Below are 17,881 nucleotides of genomic sequence, written 5' to 3'. Positions count from 1 at the left end.
GTGAACGCGCACGAGCTGGGCGCGCTGCTGCGCGAGCATGCCGACTGGACCCACTCCTTCAGCACGCAATTCCTGCAGCGCGGCGAGCGCTACGCCCAGCAGGGCCGGGTCGAGCTCACCAGCTTCGAGCTGGACGACGTTCAGGCGCGCTGCCGCGGCAGCGAGGGCCAGCACTACCGTCAGCGCATCACACTGCACGTGCATGGCCGCTATTGCGAGGTTGAAGGGCGCTGCACCTGCCCGGTAAAGGTCAACTGCAAGCACTGCGCGGCCGTGCTGTACACCCTCGCCGGGCAACCTGAATCGACCGCCAGCGACGCCCTGCCGGCCGAGCTGCAGCATTGGCTGCAGGGCCTCACCCCGCCGCGCGCGACAAGCAACGAAGACAAGCGCGGGCGTCTGGTCTGCTATCAATTGATGCTCTTTGAAGATCGCACCTGCGGATTACGGGTGCGCAAGGGCGTGTTCGAGAACGAGGCGCTGCAGTTCAAACGTCTGCAATCGCTGTATGAACTGCTCTACCAGCCCCCGCGTTTCGTCAAAGAAGACGATCTGCGCCTGTTGCGCCTGCTCGCAGCCCTCGACGATCCGAGCGGCGCGCAATACGGCTACGAGCTCAAGGGCCAGGAGGGTGGCGAACTGCTGCAGCGCGCCCTGGACACCGGCCGCCTGATCCATGAGCCCGACATGCCGTTCATCCGCCAGGGCAGCGAGCGGCATGCGGAGTTTCGCTGGGTGCGGCTGGACAATGGCAGCTACCGCGGCGTGTGGGTTCACGAGGAGCGCGCCCTGCCCTGCGTGCTGCCGCTGCTGCCGCTGTATTACTACGATGCGCACACCCAGGAACTGGGTCTGCTCACCCATGCGCTCGATACGCACATCGCCCAGCAGCTGACGCTGGCCCCCGAGGTGCCTGAGCACCTGGTCGTGCCGCTGACGCACAAGCTCAATACGCTCAATCAGCACCTGCCGACCCCGACTCAACTGCACGAAGAGCTCATCGACACTGTCGCGCCCCGCCCACACCTGACCCTGGGCAGCGTCGAGTTCAGCGCCTATGCGACCAAGACCGGGCGCATGCAGCGGCAACTGCAGCACCGCGCCGCGCTGGCCTTCGACTATGACGGCCTGCGCGCGAGCGGCAGTGACGACAAGCCGGTGTCGCGCCTGGCCGGCAGCACGCATCAGCGCATCCAGCGCCAAAGCGAGGCCGAACATGCTGTGCGCGATCAGTTGCGTGCCTGGGGCTTCAAACCCGCCACCCGGCAGAGCAAGGCCCTGCCCGATAGCGCAGGCGAAATGCTCCAACTGGCCGATGACGAGGCCTGGCTGCGTTTCGCCCGCGAAGGGCTACCGGCACTGCGCGAGGCAGGTTGGACGATCGAGGTGCAACGTGATTTCGCCTTTCACCTGCACCACGTGCAGGACTGGTACGCCGACATCGCCGACGCGCCTGGCCATGAGTGGTTCGACCTGGAACTGGGCATCGTGGTCGAGGGTGAGCGCTACAGCCTCTTACCGATCATGCTGCAATTGCTGCGCAGCAACCCCGAGCTGCTGCGCAGCCACGAACTGGCCAAGCGTGGCGACGACGAACACCTGCTGATCGACCTCAACAGCGCTCGCCATGACAGCCCCGCGCTGCGCGTCGCGCTGCCCTACGCACGCATCCGCGCGGTGATGCGTACCCTCGGCGAGCTCTACCTGCACGAGCAGGTCGGCGGCCCAAGCGTGCGCCTTGAGCGCGCAGATGCGGCGCGCCTGAACGAGATCGAGGGCCTGCCGCTAACGTGGGCCGGCGGCGAGCAAGTGCGCGAACTGGGCCGCCGACTGCGCGATGCGCGCGAGCTCGAGGTAGCGCCCCCAGCAGGTCTGAACGCCACCTTGCGCCCGTACCAGCAACAGGGCCTGAACTGGCTGCAGGCGCTACGCGAGATGGGCACCGGCGGCATCCTGGGAGACGACATGGGCCTGGGTAAAACCCTGCAGACCCTCGCCCACTTGCTCTTGGAAAAACAGGCCGGGCGTCTGACTCAGCCCGCCCTGCTGGTCATGCCCACCAGCCTGATCCCCAACTGGCTCGACGAGGCCCAGCGCTTCGTGCCCGCGCTGCGCGTTCTGGCCCTGCATGGCGCCGGCCGCGCCCAGCACTTCGCCGCGCTGGCCGAGTACGACCTGATCCTGACCACCTATGCCCTGCTGCCGCGCGACCTCGACACCCTCAAGGCGCAGACCTGGCACGCGCTGGTGCTGGACGAAGCGCAGAACATCAAGACCAGCACCAGCAAGGCCGCCCAGGCTGCCCGCGCGCTGAAAGCCGAACAACGCCTGTGCCTGACCGGTACGCCGATGGAAAACAACCTGGGCGAGCTGTGGTCGATCTTCCACTTTCTGATGCCAGGGTGGCTGGGCGACAGCAAGCAGTTCACCAAGGACTACCGCACCCCGATCGAACGCCACGGCGACAGCGAACGCCTGAGCCATCTGGTGCGGCGCATCCGGCCCTTTCTGTTGCGCCGCACCAAGGAAGAGGTGGCCACCGACCTGCCCGCGAAAACCGAAATGGTCCATTGGGTAGAGCTGAGCGACGCCCAGCGCGACACTTACGAAACCGTGCGCGTGGCGATGGACAAGAAGGTCCGCGAAGAAATTGCCCGCAACGGCGCTGCGCGCAGTCAGATCGTCATCCTCGAAGCCCTGCTCAAGTTGCGCCAGGTCTGCTGCGACCTGCGCCTGGTGAAGGGTGTGGACGTCAAGGGCCCGCAGCACGACAAGGGCAAGCTGGGCAGCCTGCTCGAGATGCTCGGTGAACTGCTCAGTGAAGGGCGGCGGGTGCTGCTGTTCTCCCAGTTCACCTCGATGCTGGCGTTGATCGAGGAGGAACTGGTCAAGCGCGGCATTCGCTACAGCCTTCTGACCGGCGACACGCGTGATCGGCGCACGCCCGTTGCGCAGTTCCAGGGCGGTGAAACCGACGTGTTCCTGATCAGCCTGAAAGCCGGTGGCACCGGCCTCAACCTGACCGCAGCAGACACGGTGATTCACTTCGATCCGTGGTGGAACCCGGCCAGTGAAAACCAGGCGACCGACCGTGCCTACCGCATCGGGCAAGACAAGCCGGTGTTCGTCTTCAAGCTGATCACCCGCGGCACGGTGGAGGAGAAGATCCAGCAACTGCAACTGGAGAAAGCCGCACTGGCGGCCGGCGTGCTCAAAGACGGCGAAGCCGGGCAGTGGCGCATGGCCGATGAGGACATCGAAGCCTTGTTTGCACCGCTGCCCGGCAAGCGCAGTCGCTAAGCTCTGCTTCGAAACGCCTGAGACGAAGGCCAGGCAAGGCCGACGGCGCCCCCGCGGAAACCGGCGAGCGAGTGCAGCGTACTGAAGCCCCTGAGTATTACGTCGGGGGCGCCTAGCCGGGGAAGCCCAGTCGGGCGCGCCCAGTCGAGGGGCGCCCAGTCGGGGCCGGCCTTTCGCGATGGCCGCCCGCACCTTTTTCAACCCAGCCTGCACCCGTACCGCAAGTTTTCAGGCAGAGCCCGAGGTTCAGTCGATCAGTTGCGCGGCCCGCAAGGCACTGACCGCCTGCAGCCAGCGCGGCTGTTCGCGGTAATCGGTGCGGGCAAAGCCGCGCCCGCGCATGTTGGCGATGCGTGGCGAGGGGCTGACCTGCAAACGCTGGGCCGCACTGAGCGCCAACTCGGCGGCCGCGCGGTCGTTGCACACCAGGCCCATGTCGCAGCCTGCGCTCAACGCGGCTTCGATGCGGTTGGCGGCATCGCCGACCACATGCGCGCCGGCCATCGACAGGTCATCGCTGAAGATCACCCCGTCAAAACCCAGCTCGCCGCGCAGGATCTCCTGCAGCCAGCGGCGCGAGAAGCCGGCAGGTTGGTTGTCGACTTGCGGGTAGATGACGTGCGCGGGCATCACGGCGGCCAGCTGCGTGCTCAGGTGCTTGAACGGCAGCAGGTCGGCCTGGCGCAATTGCTCAAGGCTGCGCTCATCGGTGGGGATCGCCACATGCGAGTCGGCTTCAGCCCAGCCATGCCCGGGAAAATGCTTGCCACACGCCGCCATCCCCGCCGCGTTCATGCCGCGAATGAAGGCGCCGGCCAATTGCGTGGCGCGCAGCGGTTCGCCTTCGAACGCACGGCTGCCCACCACCGCACTGCGCTGGTGATCGAGGTCCAGCACCGGGGCGAAGCTCAGATCGAGCCCCACCGCCAGTACCTCAGTGGCCATCAACCAGCCGCATTGCTCGGCCAGGTGTTCGGCGTGGTCGTTGTCAGCCAGCGCGCGCATGGCCGGCAGGCGCACAAAGCCCTGACGCAAGCGCTGGACCCGACCACCCTCCTGGTCCACCGCGAGGATCAGGTCCGGGCGAACGGCGCGAATCGACGCGCACAGCTCACGCACCTGGCGCGGGCTTTCGATGTTGCGGGCAAAGAGGATCAGGCCGGCCACTTGCGGCTGGCGTAGCAGGGTGCGGTCTTCGGCGGTCAGCCAGGTGCCGGCGATATCCACCATCAGCGAGCCTTGCAGGCGGGCAGTCATAGAAGGTCCTTCAATACAGGGAGGGGCAGGCTCATGCCTTGACGGGGGGCGCTTGGATGACCGGTTTGTTGCGCGGGCGAAGCTGCGCACCGGCCATGTGCGGGTCAGTGACGCCACTGTCGGCACGCATGCCGGCGGCGAGAAACGGCACCATCAGGCGCATGACCTGTTCGATCGAGGTGTTCATGCCGAAATCGGTTTCGGAAATGGCGCGCAAGGCCTTGATGCCGGACATGCTGAACGCCGCAGCACCGAGCATGAAGTGTACGCGCCAGAACAGCTCGAGCGGTGGAATGCGCGGCGCGGCGTCGTTGACCAGCAGCATGTAGCGGCGGAACACCTTGCCGTACATGTCTTCGAGGTAGCGGCGCAGGTGGCCCTGGCTTTCGCTGAACGCCAGGCCCAGCAAGCGCATGAAGATCGACAGGTCGTTATTGCTGCGCGGCTGTACGGCCAAGGCCTGGTCTACCAGCATTTCCAGCAGCTCTTCCAAGCTGGGCCTGAGCTCAGGCTGCGCCTGGCGACGATCCAGCTCACGCTCCAGACTGGCGCAGAAAGGGCCTAGAAACCGGGAGAAAACGGCCTGTATCAGGGCTTTCTTCGAGCCAAAGTGATAATTTACCGCGGCCAGGTTGACCCCAGCCTTGCTGGTGATCAAACGCAGCGAGGTTTCGGCAAAGCCTCGTTCCGCGAACAGCTGCTCGGCAGCGTCGAGAATGCGCTCAACGGTTTCGGATTGGGCCATGACTTACCTATTCGCCAGACAAACAGTTGTTTGAAACATACGTTTCAGAGTGGCCGCTGTCAAGATTGTGTGACCGATGGGTCGAACTTGCACAAGCCCGAATTCCCTGCCCTGCAGCCCTTCCCGTGCGCGTGCCGAGGCCGTCCGGGGCTGGGCGCTGCAAGCGCAATGGAACAGAGTGCTTGCAGCGGACCAACTACTGTATATAATCCCAGTCACTGGATAAAAAAACAGAGCGCCCGCCATGTTGAAACTGACGCCACGCCAAGCCGAAATTCTCGCCTTCATCAAGCGCTGCCTTGAAGAAAACGGTTTCCCGCCTACCCGTGCGGAAATCGCCCAGGAGCTCGGCTTCAAGTCTCCCAATGCTGCCGAAGAGCACCTCAAGGCCCTGGCCCGCAAGGGTGCGATCGAGATGACCCCTGGGGCTTCGCGCGGTATCCGCATCCCCGGTGTGGACACAAAAGCCGAAGACACCAGCCTGCCCATCGTAGGCCGGGTCGCTGCCGGGGCGCCCATTCTCGCCGAGCAACATATCGAGCAATCGTGCAACATCAGCCCAGACTTCTTCAATCCTCGGGCCGACTACCTGCTGCGCGTTCACGGCACCAGCATGAAAGACGTCGGTATCTATGACGGCGACCTGCTGGCCGTGCACACCTGCCGCGAAGCGCGTAATGGCCAGATCGTCGTGGCACGCATCGGCGACGAAGTGACCGTCAAACGCTTCAAGCGCGAAGGCAGCAAAGTCTGGCTGATTGCCGAAAATCCAGAATTCGCCCCGATCGAAGTCGACCTGAAAGATCAGGAACTGGTCATCGAAGGCTTGAGCGTCGGCGTCATTCGCCGCTGACCGAGGAGGCGCCATGCACACGTCCACCCACGCACCCGAGCATTCCCAGTTGTCACTGTTTGAAGCCTTTCTGGCCCAACCTGTGTTGCCTGGCCTCAAGACCCGCGAACCGGCTGGCGAGTATTGCCGCCCCGACCTGTTCAGCGAGCTGACCCTGCGGGGTGCGTCGGGGCATTGCCACAGCCTGCTGGCGCCGGTTTTGCGAGAGCTGAGCGAAGAAGACGACAGCCGCTGGCTGACCTTGATCGCGCCGCCTGCAAGCCTGACCCAGGCCTGGTTACGCGATGCGGGGCTGAACCGCGAGCGCATCCTGCTGCTGCATCCTCGCGGCAGCCAGAGCGCGTTGCATCTGGCAGGCGAAGCATTGCGACTGGGGCGAAGCCACACCGTCATCAGCTGGCTGGGCAGCCTCAATGCCAGCGCACGCCAGCTCCTGATCCGTGCTGCCAGTGCTGGTAACGCACAAAGCCTGAACATCCGCATTAGCTGATGCTCAGGCTTTGCCTGGGCTGCTCACCTGTACCAGGCAAGCAGCTAAATCGTTCTGCTGACGTCAGTGCAGCACACGTGGCCCTTCATCTCGCTCGAGATCGCCTTCAACCAAACGACCTGCCATTTGCACGCCAACGCTGAGCATGGCCTTGGCGACTTCGACATGCTGTCCTTGCAGAAAGACCTTGGCATCTTCAGAGAAGCTCAAGGTAACGAGCGAACCCTCATCTTCGGCGCGGCGCAGCTCGATGCGGCCATCAGGCAACTCGACAATTTCAAGAAACGACGTTGACATAAAGGGCTGTTCTCCACGAAAGGCCATCATTGTAGCAGCCACCGCGTTGATCAGCACTCACTCAGCGCGTCACGAAAACGTCGTACCACGTCCTTCAAGTCGCCACGCCAACGCTGCAGCTCTTCAACGCCCAGGGCCGGTTGCTCGGGTGCATCCAGGTTAATGGCCTGAATCAAGGGTTGGGTCACGTCGGTTTTTGGCGCTTTCTTCGCGACAGGTGGTCGCAACAGATCGGCATAGGCTTTCAGCAGACTCGCTAACCAGTTGTCCCGGCCACTGGCCAACTCCAACAGCTCGGCCATCTCCGGGATCGCCACTTCTCGCAGCACCTCGTCGTTCAGCAGGTCTTCTGCACGCTGGGCGCCTGCCTGCGGGAGTCGATAAAAGCCTGCAATCTCGTGGCACAACCCTAACAATGCCCCGTACAGATGAAACACGGCCGCTTCGCGCTCGGCTTGCACCAAGCCTTGGGCGTTCATGGCCTGGCTTTGCTGCGCCTTGCTCATCGACTCCAGGGCCAGCCCTGCGAAGAACAGCTTCTGATTAGTGCGGGTATAGAGTTCCTGAGCCATGGTGCGAGGTCTCCTGAAGCGCGACGTGGCGAGCCGGTGTTTTAGCGGTGATGGTTCAACGCCGCAGTTGTAGCCTCAGTACGCCTGCACTGCAAGCCAAACGCAACGGGGGCAAGCCGTTTGATTCGGCTTGCCCCCGTTGCGTACTGCCAGTGATCAGCGTAGTGCCTGATCAGCGTTTGTCTTCGACCTTCCAGGCGGAGCCGTCGTAAAACGCCTTCCAACCGGTCGGCTTGCCTTCGACTTCAGTCTGCACATACTGCTCTTTGGTCTTGCGGCTGTAGCGGATGACCGTCGGGCGACCCTCTGGATCTTTCTGTGGGGCTTCGCACAGGAAGTGGTACTTCGGATCGATTTCGGCCTTGTGCGGCACGATTTCCATCACCAACGGCGCGCGGGTTTCCCGATTCTTGGGGAACTGGCTCGCCGCCAGGAACAGCCCGGAGGCACCATCACGCAGCACGTAGGTGTCATCGACCTTCTCGCACTTGAGTTCAGGCATCTCCACCTTGTCCATTTTCGGCGGCGCTGCCTCACCGTTCTTGAGCAGCTTGCGGGTGTTCTTGCACGCCGCATTGGTGCAGCCGAAGAACTTGCCGAAGCGCCCGGTCTTCAACTGCATTTCGCTGCCGCACTTGTCGCACTCAAGGCTCGGGCCTTCATAGCCCTTGATGCGATAGGTGCCCTCTTCGATCTCATAGCCCGGGCAATCCGGGTTGTTACCGCAGATGTGCAGCTTGTGCTTCTCGTCCAGCAGGTAAGCGTCCATGGCGGTGGCGCAAATCGGGCAGCGGTGCTTGCTGCGCAGCACGCGCGACTCCGACTCACCTTCGTCGTCGGCGGCGATCTCGTCGCCTGGCACCAGGTTCACCGTGGCCTTGCAACGCTCCTTGGGCGGCAGGGTGTAGCCCGAGCAGCCGAGGAACACGCCGGTGGAGGCGGTACGGATCATCATCGGCCGGCCGCATTCCTTACAGGCAATGTTGGTCATGGTCGGCAGGTTGGCGCGCATGCCGTTTTCGGCAGCCTCGGCGGTCAGCAACTTCTTGCTGAAGTCACCGTAGAACTCGTCGAGCACGTTTTTCCAGTCGCGCTCACCGTGAGCAACGTCATCGAGGTGCTCCTCCATGCCGGCGGTGAAGCCGTAGTCCATGAGGTTGGAAAAGCTCTCGGACAACCGCTCGGTGACGATGTCGCCCATCTTTTCCGAGTAGAAACGTCGGTTGTGCAGGGTCACATAACCGCGGTCCTGAATGGTGGAGATGATCGCAGCGTAGGTCGAAGGCCGGCCGATGCCACGCTTTTCCATTTCCTTGACCAGGCTGGCTTCCGTGAAGCGCGCCGGCGGCTTGGTGAAGTGCTGGCTCGGATCCAGCTCGACCAGCTGGAGCGCTTCGCCCTGGGCCATTTCCGGCAAGACGTCGTCTTCGCCCGGCTTGCTCTGTTGCGGCAGCACTCGGGTGTAACCGTCGAACTTGAGAATACGGCCCTTGGCACGCAGCTCGAAGTTGCCGGCCACGGCCGTGATACTGGTGGACAGGTACTGGGCCGGCGGCATCTGGCAAGCCAGGAACTGGCGCCAGATCAGTTCATAGAGGCGCTCGGCATCGCGCTCCATGCCGCTGACCTTGCTCGGGTGCGTGCTGACGTCGGAGGGGCGAATCGCTTCGTGCGCCTCTTGGGCACCCTGCTTGCTGCCGTAGACGATGGGCGCCTCAGGCAGGTACTGGCTGCCGAACTCGCGCTCGATGTAACTGCGCGCCATCTCCACGGCATCGGTGGACAGGTTGGTGGAGTCAGTACGCATGTAGGTGATGTAGCCCGCCTCGTAGAGACGCTGCGCCATCATCATGGTCTTCTTCACGCCGTAGCCCAGGCGGTTGCTCGCGGCCTGCTGCAAGGTCGAGGTGATGAACGGCGCCGACGGCTTGCTGCTGGTCGGACGGTCCTCACGCTTGCTCACGCTGTAGCTGGAGGTCTTGAGCTGCTCCAGGGCGGCCATGGCCTGCGCCTGGTTGAGCGGCTTGAAGGCCTCGCCATTCTGGCGGGCGACCTCGAAGCGCACCTTGGCCTTTTTGGCGCTGCTCAGGTCGGCGTGGATCTCCCAGTATTCTTCGGGATTGAACGCACGGATTTCGCGCTCGCGCTCCACCACCAGCTTGACCGCCACTGACTGCACACGGCCGGCCGACAGACCACGGGCGATCTTGGACCACAGCAGGGGCGAGACCATGTAGCCGACCACGCGATCGAGGAAGCGGCGCGCCTGCTGGGCGTTGACCCGTGCAATATCGAGCTCGCCGGGTCGTGAGAAGGCCTCTTGAATGGCCTTCTTGGTGATTTCGTTGAACACCACCCGCTTGTAGCGGGTGTCATCGCCACCGATGGCCTCGCGCAGGTGCCAGGCAATGGCTTCCCCTTCGCGGTCCAAGTCGGTTGCGAGATAGATGGTGTCGGCGTCTTTGGCCAAGCGACGCAGTTCATCGATGACCTTCTCCTTGCCGGGGAGGATCTCGTACTTGGCCTTCCAGCCGGCGTCAGGGTCGACGCCCATGCGGGCGACCAGCTGGCGACGGGCCTTTTCCTTCGGCGGGACCACCGGCGCATCAGCCGCAGCCTTGCCGCGCTTGGCTGCAGGCTCCTTGGAGGCGCTGGCCGAACCGCTGGTTGGAAGGTCGCGGATATGGCCGATACTCGACTTCACCACGTACTCGTTGCCCAAGTACTTGTTGATGGTCTTGGCCTTGGCCGGGGATTCCACAATGACCAGCGATTTGCCCATGGATCGGTGTATTCCTGAATCTGGAGATGAATAACGCGCCAGGTGCCGGACGCGGCACCGCTATATATAGTGGCGACAGAGTGAGGTCAAGCGCAGTCGTTCAGAGCGAGGGTGCGGTGAGCGCCGGAAACGGGCCCTCTTCCACTTGCCGCAAAGCAAAGCGCGGCACCTGCGTTCCGTCAACCTCGACGGTCTCGAGGAACATCGCCAATGGCCGCACCCACAGGCTGAAATCGCCATACAGGCACTGGTAGAAGACCATCCATTCCTCGCTTTCCGAATGGCGCGCGGTACCGAACACGCGGTACTCAGGCCCCTTGTAATGCTGGTAGATGCCTGGTTGTACCTGCATGTCACACACTCCTGAACCTCTGCGAAAAACAAAAACCGGGGCACTGGGCCCCGGCTGCTGTGACAACGAAACGATCAGCGCCGTTCGAAGACAGTGGTGATGCCCTGACCGAGGCCGACGCACATGGTGGCGACGCCCAGCGTGCCGCCGTTCTGCTTCATGACGTTGAGCAAGGTGCCGGAGATCCGCGCACCGGAGCAACCGAACGGATGGCCCAAGGCAATCGCGCCGCCGTGCAGGTTAACCTTCTCATCCATCTTGTCGAGCACTTTCAAATCTTTCAGCACGGGCAAGGCCTGTGCAGCGAACGCTTCGTTGAGCTCGAAGTAGTCGATGTCATTGATGCTCAGACCTGCGCGCTTGAGGGCTTTCTGGGTCGATGGCACCGGGCCGTAGCCCATGATTGCCGGGTCTACCCCGGCCACCGCCATCGAGCGCAAGACCGCCAGCGGCTCGATGCCCAGGTCCATGGCACGCTGGCCGGACATGACGATCATGCACGAGGCGCCATCGGTGATCTGCGACGAAGTACCGGCAGTCACGGTACCGCCTTTGGGGTTGAACGCAGGCTTGAGCGCGGCCAGCCCTTCAAGGGTGGTGTCCGGACGAATGGTCTCGTCAAAGTCGAAGACCTTGAGGAAACCGTTCTCGTCATAACCCTGCATGGGGATGATTTCGTCCTTGAAGTGACCCTCGACGGTCGCCTTGTGCGCCAGCTGATGCGAGCGCAGGGCGAACAAGTCTTGTTGCTCACGGCTGATGCCATGCATCTTGCCGAGCATTTCGGCCGTCAGGCCCATCATCCCGGACGCCTTCGCGGCATGCAGCGACAGGTGCGGGTTGGGGTCGACGCCGTGCATCATGCTGACGTGGCCCATGTGCTCCACCCCACCGATGACGAACACATCACCGTTGCCGGTCATGATCGCCTGGGCGGCGGTGTGCAGCGCGCTCATCGACGAGCCACACAGACGGCTGACGGTCTGCGCGGCTGCGGTGTGGGGGATCGGCGTCATCAGCGAGGCCATGCGGGCGATGTTCCAGCCCTGCTCCAGGGTCTGGTTGACGCAGCCCCAGATCACGTCCTCGACTTCCTTGGGATCCACCTTGGCGTTGCGCTCGAGCAACTTCGTGATCAGGTGCGCCGACATGTCTTCGGCGCGGGTATTGCGGTGCATGCCACCCTTGGAGCGGCCCATGGGCGTGCGACCGAAGTCGACGATCACCACATCTCTTGGATTCAGGCTCATATCAAATCTCTCGCTCTAGCTCGTTGACCGCTCAGTTGAAGAAACGCTGGCCGTTCTGGGCCATCTCACGCAGCTTCGCCGTCGGGTGGTACAGCGGCCCCAGATCGGCGTACTGATCGGCCAGGGCAACGAATTGGGCCACACCGACCGAGTCGATGTAGCGCAGCGCACCGCCGCGGAACGGCGGGAAACCGATGCCATAGACCAGGCCCATGTCGGCTTCGGCGGCGGTTTCGACGATGCCGTCTTCCAGGCAGCGGACCACTTCCAGGCACAGCGGGATCATCATCCAGTTGATGATGTCGTCATCGCTCAGCTCGCGCTGCTCGTAGATCACCGGCTTGAGCACGTCGAGCACGGACGGGTCGGCAACCTTCTTCGGCTTGCCGCGCTTGTCGGTCTCGTAGGCATAGAAGCCCTTGCCGTTCTTCTGGCCCAGACGCTTGGCCTCGTAGAGCGCATCGATGGCGGTGCGGCGCTCGTCTTTCATGCGGTCGGGGAAGCCTTCGGCCATGACGTCACGGCCATGGTGGCCGGTGTCGATACCGACCACGTCCATCAAGTAGGCCGGGCCCATGGGCCAGCCGAATTTTTCCATGACCTTGTCGATGCGCACGAAGTCGACACCCGCGCTGACCAGCCGCGCGAAGCCACCGAAGTACGGGAACAGCACGCGGTTGACCAGAAAGCCTGGGCAGTCGTTGACCACGATAGGGTTCTTGCCCATTTTCTTGGCGTACGCCACGGTGGTGGCCACGGCCACGTCACTGGACTTCTCGCCACGGATCACTTCCACCAGCGGCATCATGTGCACCGGGTTGAAGAAATGCATGCCGACGAAGTTTTCCGGGCGCTTGAGCGCCTTGGCCAACAGGTTGATGGAAATGGTCGAGGTGTTCGACGCAAGGATCGTGTCGTCCTGCACCTGCCCTTCCACCTCAGCCAGCACGGCTTGCTTGACCTTGGGGTTCTCGACCACCGCCTCGACCACGATGTCGACATTGGCGAAATCGCCATAGGACAGCACGGGGCGGATCGCATTGAGTGCTTCGGCCATCTTGGCCGGGGTCAGACGGCCTTTCTCGACACGGTTGCCGAGCAGCTTGGAGGCTTCGTTGAGGCCGAGCTGAATCGCTTCCTCACGGATGTCCTTCATCAGGATCGGCGTGCCCTTGACCGCTGACTGATAGGCAATACCGCCACCCATGATGCCCGCGCCGAGTACGGCCGCCTGCTTGACGTCGCGGGCGATCTTGTCGTGGGCCTTGGCCTTGCGCTTGAGCTCCTGATCGTTGAGGAACAGGCCGATCAGGCTTTTGGCAACCTCGGTCTTGGCCAGCTTGGCGAAGCCTGCGGCTTCCACTTCGAGGGCCTTGTCGCGACCGAAGTTGGCCGCTTTCTGGATCGATTTGATCGCTTCGACCGGCGCGGGATAGTTCGGCCCGGCCTGGCCGGCGACGAAACCCTTGGCGGTTTCGAACGCCATCATCTGTTCGATGGCGTTGAGCTTGAGCTTTTCCAGCTTGGGCTGGCGCTTGGCGGTGTAGTCGAGCTCGCCGCTGATGGCGCGCTTGATCAGGTCGAGCGCAGCCGCCGCGAGCAGTTCGGGCGAGACCACCGCATCGACGACGCCCAGCTTGAGCGCGTCGTCGGCGCCGTTCTCCTTGCCCGAGGCAATCCACTCGACGGCGTTGTCGGGGCCGATCAGGCGTGGCAGACGCACGGTGCCGCCAAAGCCTGGGTAGATGCCCAGCTTGACTTCCGGCAGGCCGATCTTGGCGCTGCTGGACATGACGCGGTAGTCAGCGGCCAGGCACATTTCCAGGCCACCGCCCAGGGCCATGCCGTTGATGGCTGCTACCGTCGGCACCTGCAGGTCTTCAAAGGCGCTGAAGATGCGATTGGCCTGCAGGTTGCCGGCGACCAGTTCGGCTTCGGGCAGCTTGAAGTTGTCGACGAATTCGGTGATGTCGGCGCCGACGATGAACGTGTCCTTGCCGCTGCTGACGATCACGCCCTTGACCGAGGCGTCGGCGGCAATGGCCTCGACGGCCTGGCGCAGTTCCTCGAGGGTGAGGCGGTTGAACTTGTTGACGGACTCACCCTTGAGGTCGAACCGCAGTTCGACGATGCCGCTTTCAAGAGCCTTCACCGTGATGGCTTTACCTTCGTAAATCATCAACTGATCTCCACGATATGGAAGCTGAACGTTACCTGCCGGTCGCTGGATCAGGGCAATCATTGCCCTGTGTGTCCAGGCACACCCGCCAGCAGGCTGCTCGGGATTCTGTAGGAGCGTTGCAACATCCAAACGCTCAATTCATACGCCCGTTTGATTTGGGTGAGCACACATTCTCCGAAAAGATCAAGGTTGTCAAATGCCCATCGGCATTCGGCCAAACCGACCGTTCGGTCATTCTGCACCGCTCCTGTCTACGGGGTGATGACGGTAGCTGCCGACCCTCCCTGCAAGCCTGGAAACCGCACGAGCCGGGCACAGGTGGCCCGGGTATCGAAGCGCATGGCAGCGCTGGCCTGCAAGGCTGAACTGCCGCGACCTTCGAGGGGCGCAACGCTCGACTGTCACAGATCGACGCCACGCACCTCAACGGCCACACGACGCCAGTGCCTGAACACTCGACTGCCGCAAAACTAAACTATAGTCACATCCGTTTCCCGGCCTGCCTGGCCTTTGTGCGCAAGCACAACGCAGCGCGGGGCATCTTCCGCTGCAGTCGACTGGTGATGACCAGCCGCTGCAGCGGAAGATGCCCCGCGTTGTCGTTACAAGATTTGTCGCAGTCAGGCGAGTGTCTTCAGAGCCTGCTTCAGCGTGTCCAGCACCGCTTCGTCGCCCCGCTCGCCCCAATAGATGGCCAGCATCTGTGCATCGGCTTCGACCTTGTAGACACTCTCGGGCAGCCCGTTGAAAACGGCCAGCAGCCCTGGCTCCGTGCACACCTCCCGCCACTGGTTCCACCATACCCCGGGGCTGACCTGCCAATAGCTCCACGTATCCGTGCGGCCCGCGCGCCGTGCGCAGTGGTACTGCGGGCAAGGGCTCGGCGGCTGCTTGTCCAGCCAGTGCGGCCACGCCTGCGGGGCCAACTGCATCGCCAGGCCGGCCCTGCGTGCGGCCAGGCGCAGGTCCATCTGCCGGCTCTGCTTGCGTGAGGGCCGCAGCCAGGCAAGCGGGCTCAAAATCAGCGCAAGGATTGACACCACAAGCCATACCGTCATATCTCTACGCCCCCTAAAGCGTTGTACCTGGGCGTGCCAGCCGCGTTTGCGGCGAGTGCCTGAAAAGCAACCATACTTCCTTTACCCCGATCATCAGGAGTGCCGCTCATGTCCTACATTCATCTTCTGGTCGCCGTCGACCTTACGGAAGAGTGTGATCCCGTGATCAAGCGTGCGATGGCCATCGCCAAGGCGGACAACACCAAGGTCTCGCTCGTCCACATCGTCGAACCGATGGCCATGGCTTTCGGCGGCGATGTACCCATGGACCTGTCGCAACTGCAACAGCAGCAGTTCGATCAGGCCAAGGAGCGCATGGATCGCCTGTTCGCCAAATACCCTGATATCCAGCGCGGCGACTCCGAACTCAAATACGGCCAGCCGCGCCAGGAAATCCACCAACTGGCCAAAGACCTGCACTGCGACTTGATCGTGGTTGGCAGCCATGGCCGCCACGGCCTGGCCTTGCTGCTGGGCTCCACCGCCAATGACGTGCTGCACGGCGCGCCCTGTGATGTGCTCGCGGTGCGTCTGCAGAAAAAAGACAGCTGATACGCACGCGGCGCCTGCAGGGGCGCCGCGTACGTTTACCGGCCGCAATGGCCCAGGCGCTGTCAGCTTTCCAGTTCTGCCCAGCGCTCTACCAAGGCATCGAGCTCGCCCTGATACTGCTCCAACTGCGCCAGTACCGCACTGGTTTCGGCGCTTGGCCGCTGATAGAAATTGCCATCGGCGATCTCACCCTGCACCTTGGCCATCTTCTGCTCCAGCGCGTCGATCTGCAGCGGCAGCTGCTCAAGCTCACGTTGCAGCTTGTAGCTGAGCTTCTTCTTGGCAGGTTCTGCGGCGGCCTGCGAGGCCGGCACAGGGGCGACCTCGGCGACCTTTTCGACCACGGCGCTGTTGAGCTCGGACTTGCCGCCCTTGCTTTCGGCCACGCCCAGCAAACGCGGCGAGCCGCCCTGACGGATCCAGTCCTCGAAGCCGCCGACGTATTCACGCACCCGGCCCTCGCCTTCGAACACCAGCGTGCTGGTCACCACGTTGTCGAGGAAGGCCCGGTCGTGGCTGACCATCAGCACGGTGCCCTTGTAGTTGCACAGCACCTCTTCGAGCAACTCCAGGGTCTCGACGTCGAGGTCGTTGGTAGGCTCGTCGAGCACCAGCAGGTTGGCGGGCTTGCTGAACAGCTTGGCCAGCAGCAAGCGCGCCCGCTCGCCGCCCGACAGCGCCTTGACCGGGGTGCGCGCGCGCTGGGGACTGAACAGGAAGTCACCCAGGTAGCTCAGCACATGGCGGTTCTGCCCGTCGATCTCGATGAAGTCGCGGCCTTCGGCAAGGTTGTCGATCACCGTTTTTTCCACGTCCAGCTGATGGCGCAGCTGGTCGAAATAGGCCACTTCCAGCTTGGTACCGCGGTCGACTTTGCCCGACACCGGCTCCAGATCACCGAGCATCATCTTCAACAGCGTGGTTTTGCCTGTGCCGTTGGCGCCCAGCAGACCGATGCGGTCCTGGCGCTGTACCACCATGGAGAAATCCTTGACCAGCATCGGGCCACCGGGATGGGCGAAGCTGACGTTTTCCAGCGACATCACCTGCTTGCCCGATTTCTCGGCCGCCTCGATGAGGATGTTGGCCTTGCCCTGGCGCTCGCGGCGCTCGCCGCGCTCGTTACGCAGCGCCTTGAGGGCGCGCACGCGACCTTCGTTGCGGGTACGACGGGCCTTGATGCCCTGGCGAATCCACACCTCTTCCTGGGCCAGGCGCTTGTCGAACAGCGCGTTCGCGGTTTCTTCGGCCGCCAGGGCCGCTTCTTTGTGCACCAGGAAACTGGCGTAGTCGCCGTTCCAGTCGATCAGCCCGCCACGGTCCAGTTCCAGGATGCGCGTGGCCAGGTTCTGCAGGAAGGAGCGGTCGTGGGTGATGAACAGCACCGCGCCGGTGAAGCCCTTCAACGCTTCCTCCAGCCAGGCGATGGCGCCGATGTCCAGGTGGTTGGTGGGCTCGTCGAGCAGCAGCAGATCAGGCTCGGACACCAGCGCCTGAGCCAGCAGCACGCGGCGGCGCCAGCCACCGGACAGCTCGGCCAGGGTTTTGTCGGCGGGCAACTGCAGACGGCTCAAGGTGCTGTCGACCAGTTGCTGCAAACGCCAGCCGTCGCGCGACTCCAGCTCGTGCTGCACGTGCATGAGCTTGTTCAGGTCTTCGTCGGTGACGATGTTCTGGCTCAGATGGTGGTACTCGGCCAACAGCGCGCCAACGCCATCGAGCCCTTCGGCGACCACGTCGAACACGCTGCGGTTGTCGGCCAGTGGCAGCTCTTGCGGCAGTTCGCCGATCTTCAGCCCGGGACTGCGCCAGATTTCGCCGTCATCCGGGCGTTGCTCGCCCTTGACCATGCGCAGCATGCTCGATTTGCCAGTGCCGTTACGGCCAATGATGCACACCCGCTCGCCGCGGCCGATTTGCCAGGACACCTTGTCCAACAGCGGCATGGCGCCGAACGCGAGGGACACATCGCTGAATTTGAGAAGGGTCATGATCGTCTCCAGAAAACGGGCGCGCATTCTACCCGGTTTGGCGTGCCGAGACATCAAACGCCCCGATATAGGCGCCCCGCTCGTCCACAATCAGGCAAACGCTGCACGGCGCTTTCGCCGCCTGCGGGCAACCGGCTAAGCTAGGGCCCTAATCTCACAGTGCTGGCCACGCCGTCACTTTCCATGGTTCAACTGCACGG

The 17,881-nt window shown here is 63.2% G+C and carries 14 protein-coding genes; 4 read left to right on the top strand and 10 right to left on the bottom strand.

The genetic code is table 11. The annotated features are described in order from the left end of the window. Entirely contained in the window at positions 1 to 3,300 is a 3,300-nt protein-coding gene (locus tag SJI00_RS06200) for a DEAD/DEAH box helicase (protein ID WP_322460851.1), read from the top strand. Positions 3,301 to 3,546: 246 nt separating this feature from the next. On the opposite strand, the gene nagZ is transcribed toward SJI00_RS06200, so the two are convergent. Both nagZ and SJI00_RS06190 read right to left on the bottom strand, forming a co-directional pair. Next, positions 3,547 to 4,545 carry a beta-N-acetylhexosaminidase gene (gene nagZ, locus SJI00_RS06195; RefSeq protein ID WP_322460985.1) on the bottom strand — a complete coding sequence of 333 codons (999 nt, stop codon included), beginning with the start codon at positions 4,543 to 4,545 and terminating at the stop codon, positions 3,547 to 3,549. A gap of 43 nt (positions 4,546 to 4,588) precedes the next feature. Beyond that, a complete protein-coding gene (locus SJI00_RS06190) occupies positions 4,589 to 5,302 on the bottom strand; it encodes a TetR/AcrR family transcriptional regulator (protein ID WP_322460850.1) in 714 nt (237 codons plus the stop codon). 244 nt (positions 5,303 to 5,546) lie between these two features. Between SJI00_RS06190 and lexA the strand changes: the two genes are divergently transcribed. Together lexA and sulA are read left to right on the top strand one after the other, a co-directional pair. Next, positions 5,547 to 6,155, top strand: a complete 609-nt coding sequence (gene lexA / locus SJI00_RS06185; RefSeq protein ID WP_322460849.1) for a transcriptional repressor LexA — start codon at positions 5,547 to 5,549, stop codon at positions 6,153 to 6,155. Between the two features lie 13 nt (positions 6,156 to 6,168). Beyond that, entirely contained in the window at positions 6,169 to 6,645 is a 477-nt protein-coding gene (sulA, locus tag SJI00_RS06180) for an SOS-induced cell division inhibitor SulA (RefSeq protein ID WP_322460848.1), read from the top strand. A gap of 63 nt (positions 6,646 to 6,708) precedes the next feature. On the opposite strand, the gene SJI00_RS06175 is transcribed toward sulA, so the two are convergent. The 7 genes from SJI00_RS06175 to SJI00_RS06145 form a co-directional block, all read right to left on the bottom strand. Beyond that, positions 6,709 to 6,942: a hypothetical protein gene (locus SJI00_RS06175; protein WP_312935477.1), complete on the bottom strand. Its 234-nt coding sequence runs from the start codon at positions 6,940 to 6,942 to the stop codon at positions 6,709 to 6,711. 50 nt (positions 6,943 to 6,992) lie between these two features. Continuing rightward, positions 6,993 to 7,514: a DUF6586 family protein gene (locus SJI00_RS06170; RefSeq protein ID WP_322460847.1), complete on the bottom strand. Its 522-nt coding sequence runs from the start codon at positions 7,512 to 7,514 to the stop codon at positions 6,993 to 6,995. 172 nt (positions 7,515 to 7,686) lie between these two features. Beyond that, positions 7,687 to 10,296 (bottom strand): type I DNA topoisomerase, encoded by a 2,610-nt coding sequence (gene topA, locus SJI00_RS06165; protein WP_322460846.1) that lies wholly within the window; start codon positions 10,294 to 10,296, stop codon positions 7,687 to 7,689. A 100-nt stretch (positions 10,297 to 10,396) separates the two neighbouring features. Next, positions 10,397 to 10,648 (bottom strand): DUF1653 domain-containing protein, encoded by a 252-nt coding sequence (locus SJI00_RS06160; RefSeq protein ID WP_322460845.1) that lies wholly within the window; start codon positions 10,646 to 10,648, stop codon positions 10,397 to 10,399. Between the two features lie 74 nt (positions 10,649 to 10,722). After that, complete coding sequence (gene fadA, locus SJI00_RS06155; RefSeq protein ID WP_322460844.1) at positions 10,723 to 11,898, bottom strand: acetyl-CoA C-acyltransferase FadA; 1,176 nt, start codon at positions 11,896 to 11,898, stop codon at positions 10,723 to 10,725. Between the two features lie 31 nt (positions 11,899 to 11,929). Then, complete coding sequence (gene fadB / locus SJI00_RS06150) at positions 11,930 to 14,077, bottom strand: fatty acid oxidation complex subunit alpha FadB (protein ID WP_322460843.1); 2,148 nt, start codon at positions 14,075 to 14,077, stop codon at positions 11,930 to 11,932. A 623-nt stretch (positions 14,078 to 14,700) separates the two neighbouring features. Next, a complete protein-coding gene (locus SJI00_RS06145; protein WP_322460842.1) occupies positions 14,701 to 15,138 on the bottom strand; it encodes a hypothetical protein in 438 nt (145 codons plus the stop codon). A gap of 108 nt (positions 15,139 to 15,246) precedes the next feature. Between SJI00_RS06145 and SJI00_RS06140 the strand changes: the two genes are divergently transcribed. After that, positions 15,247 to 15,690, top strand: a complete 444-nt coding sequence (locus tag SJI00_RS06140) for a universal stress protein (protein WP_322460841.1) — start codon at positions 15,247 to 15,249, stop codon at positions 15,688 to 15,690. Positions 15,691 to 15,752: 62 nt separating this feature from the next. Here the strand turns inward: SJI00_RS06140 and SJI00_RS06135 are convergent, their stop codons facing one another. Continuing rightward, entirely contained in the window at positions 15,753 to 17,681 is a 1,929-nt protein-coding gene (locus tag SJI00_RS06135) for an ATP-binding cassette domain-containing protein (RefSeq protein ID WP_322460840.1), read from the bottom strand. Between the last annotated feature and the right edge of the window lie 200 nt (positions 17,682 to 17,881).

Source organism: Pseudomonas gebzensis (genome assembly GCF_034427815.1).
GTDB lineage: Bacteria > Pseudomonadota > Gammaproteobacteria > Pseudomonadales > Pseudomonadaceae > Aquipseudomonas.
This window is presented reverse-complemented; position numbering and strand designations above follow the sequence as displayed.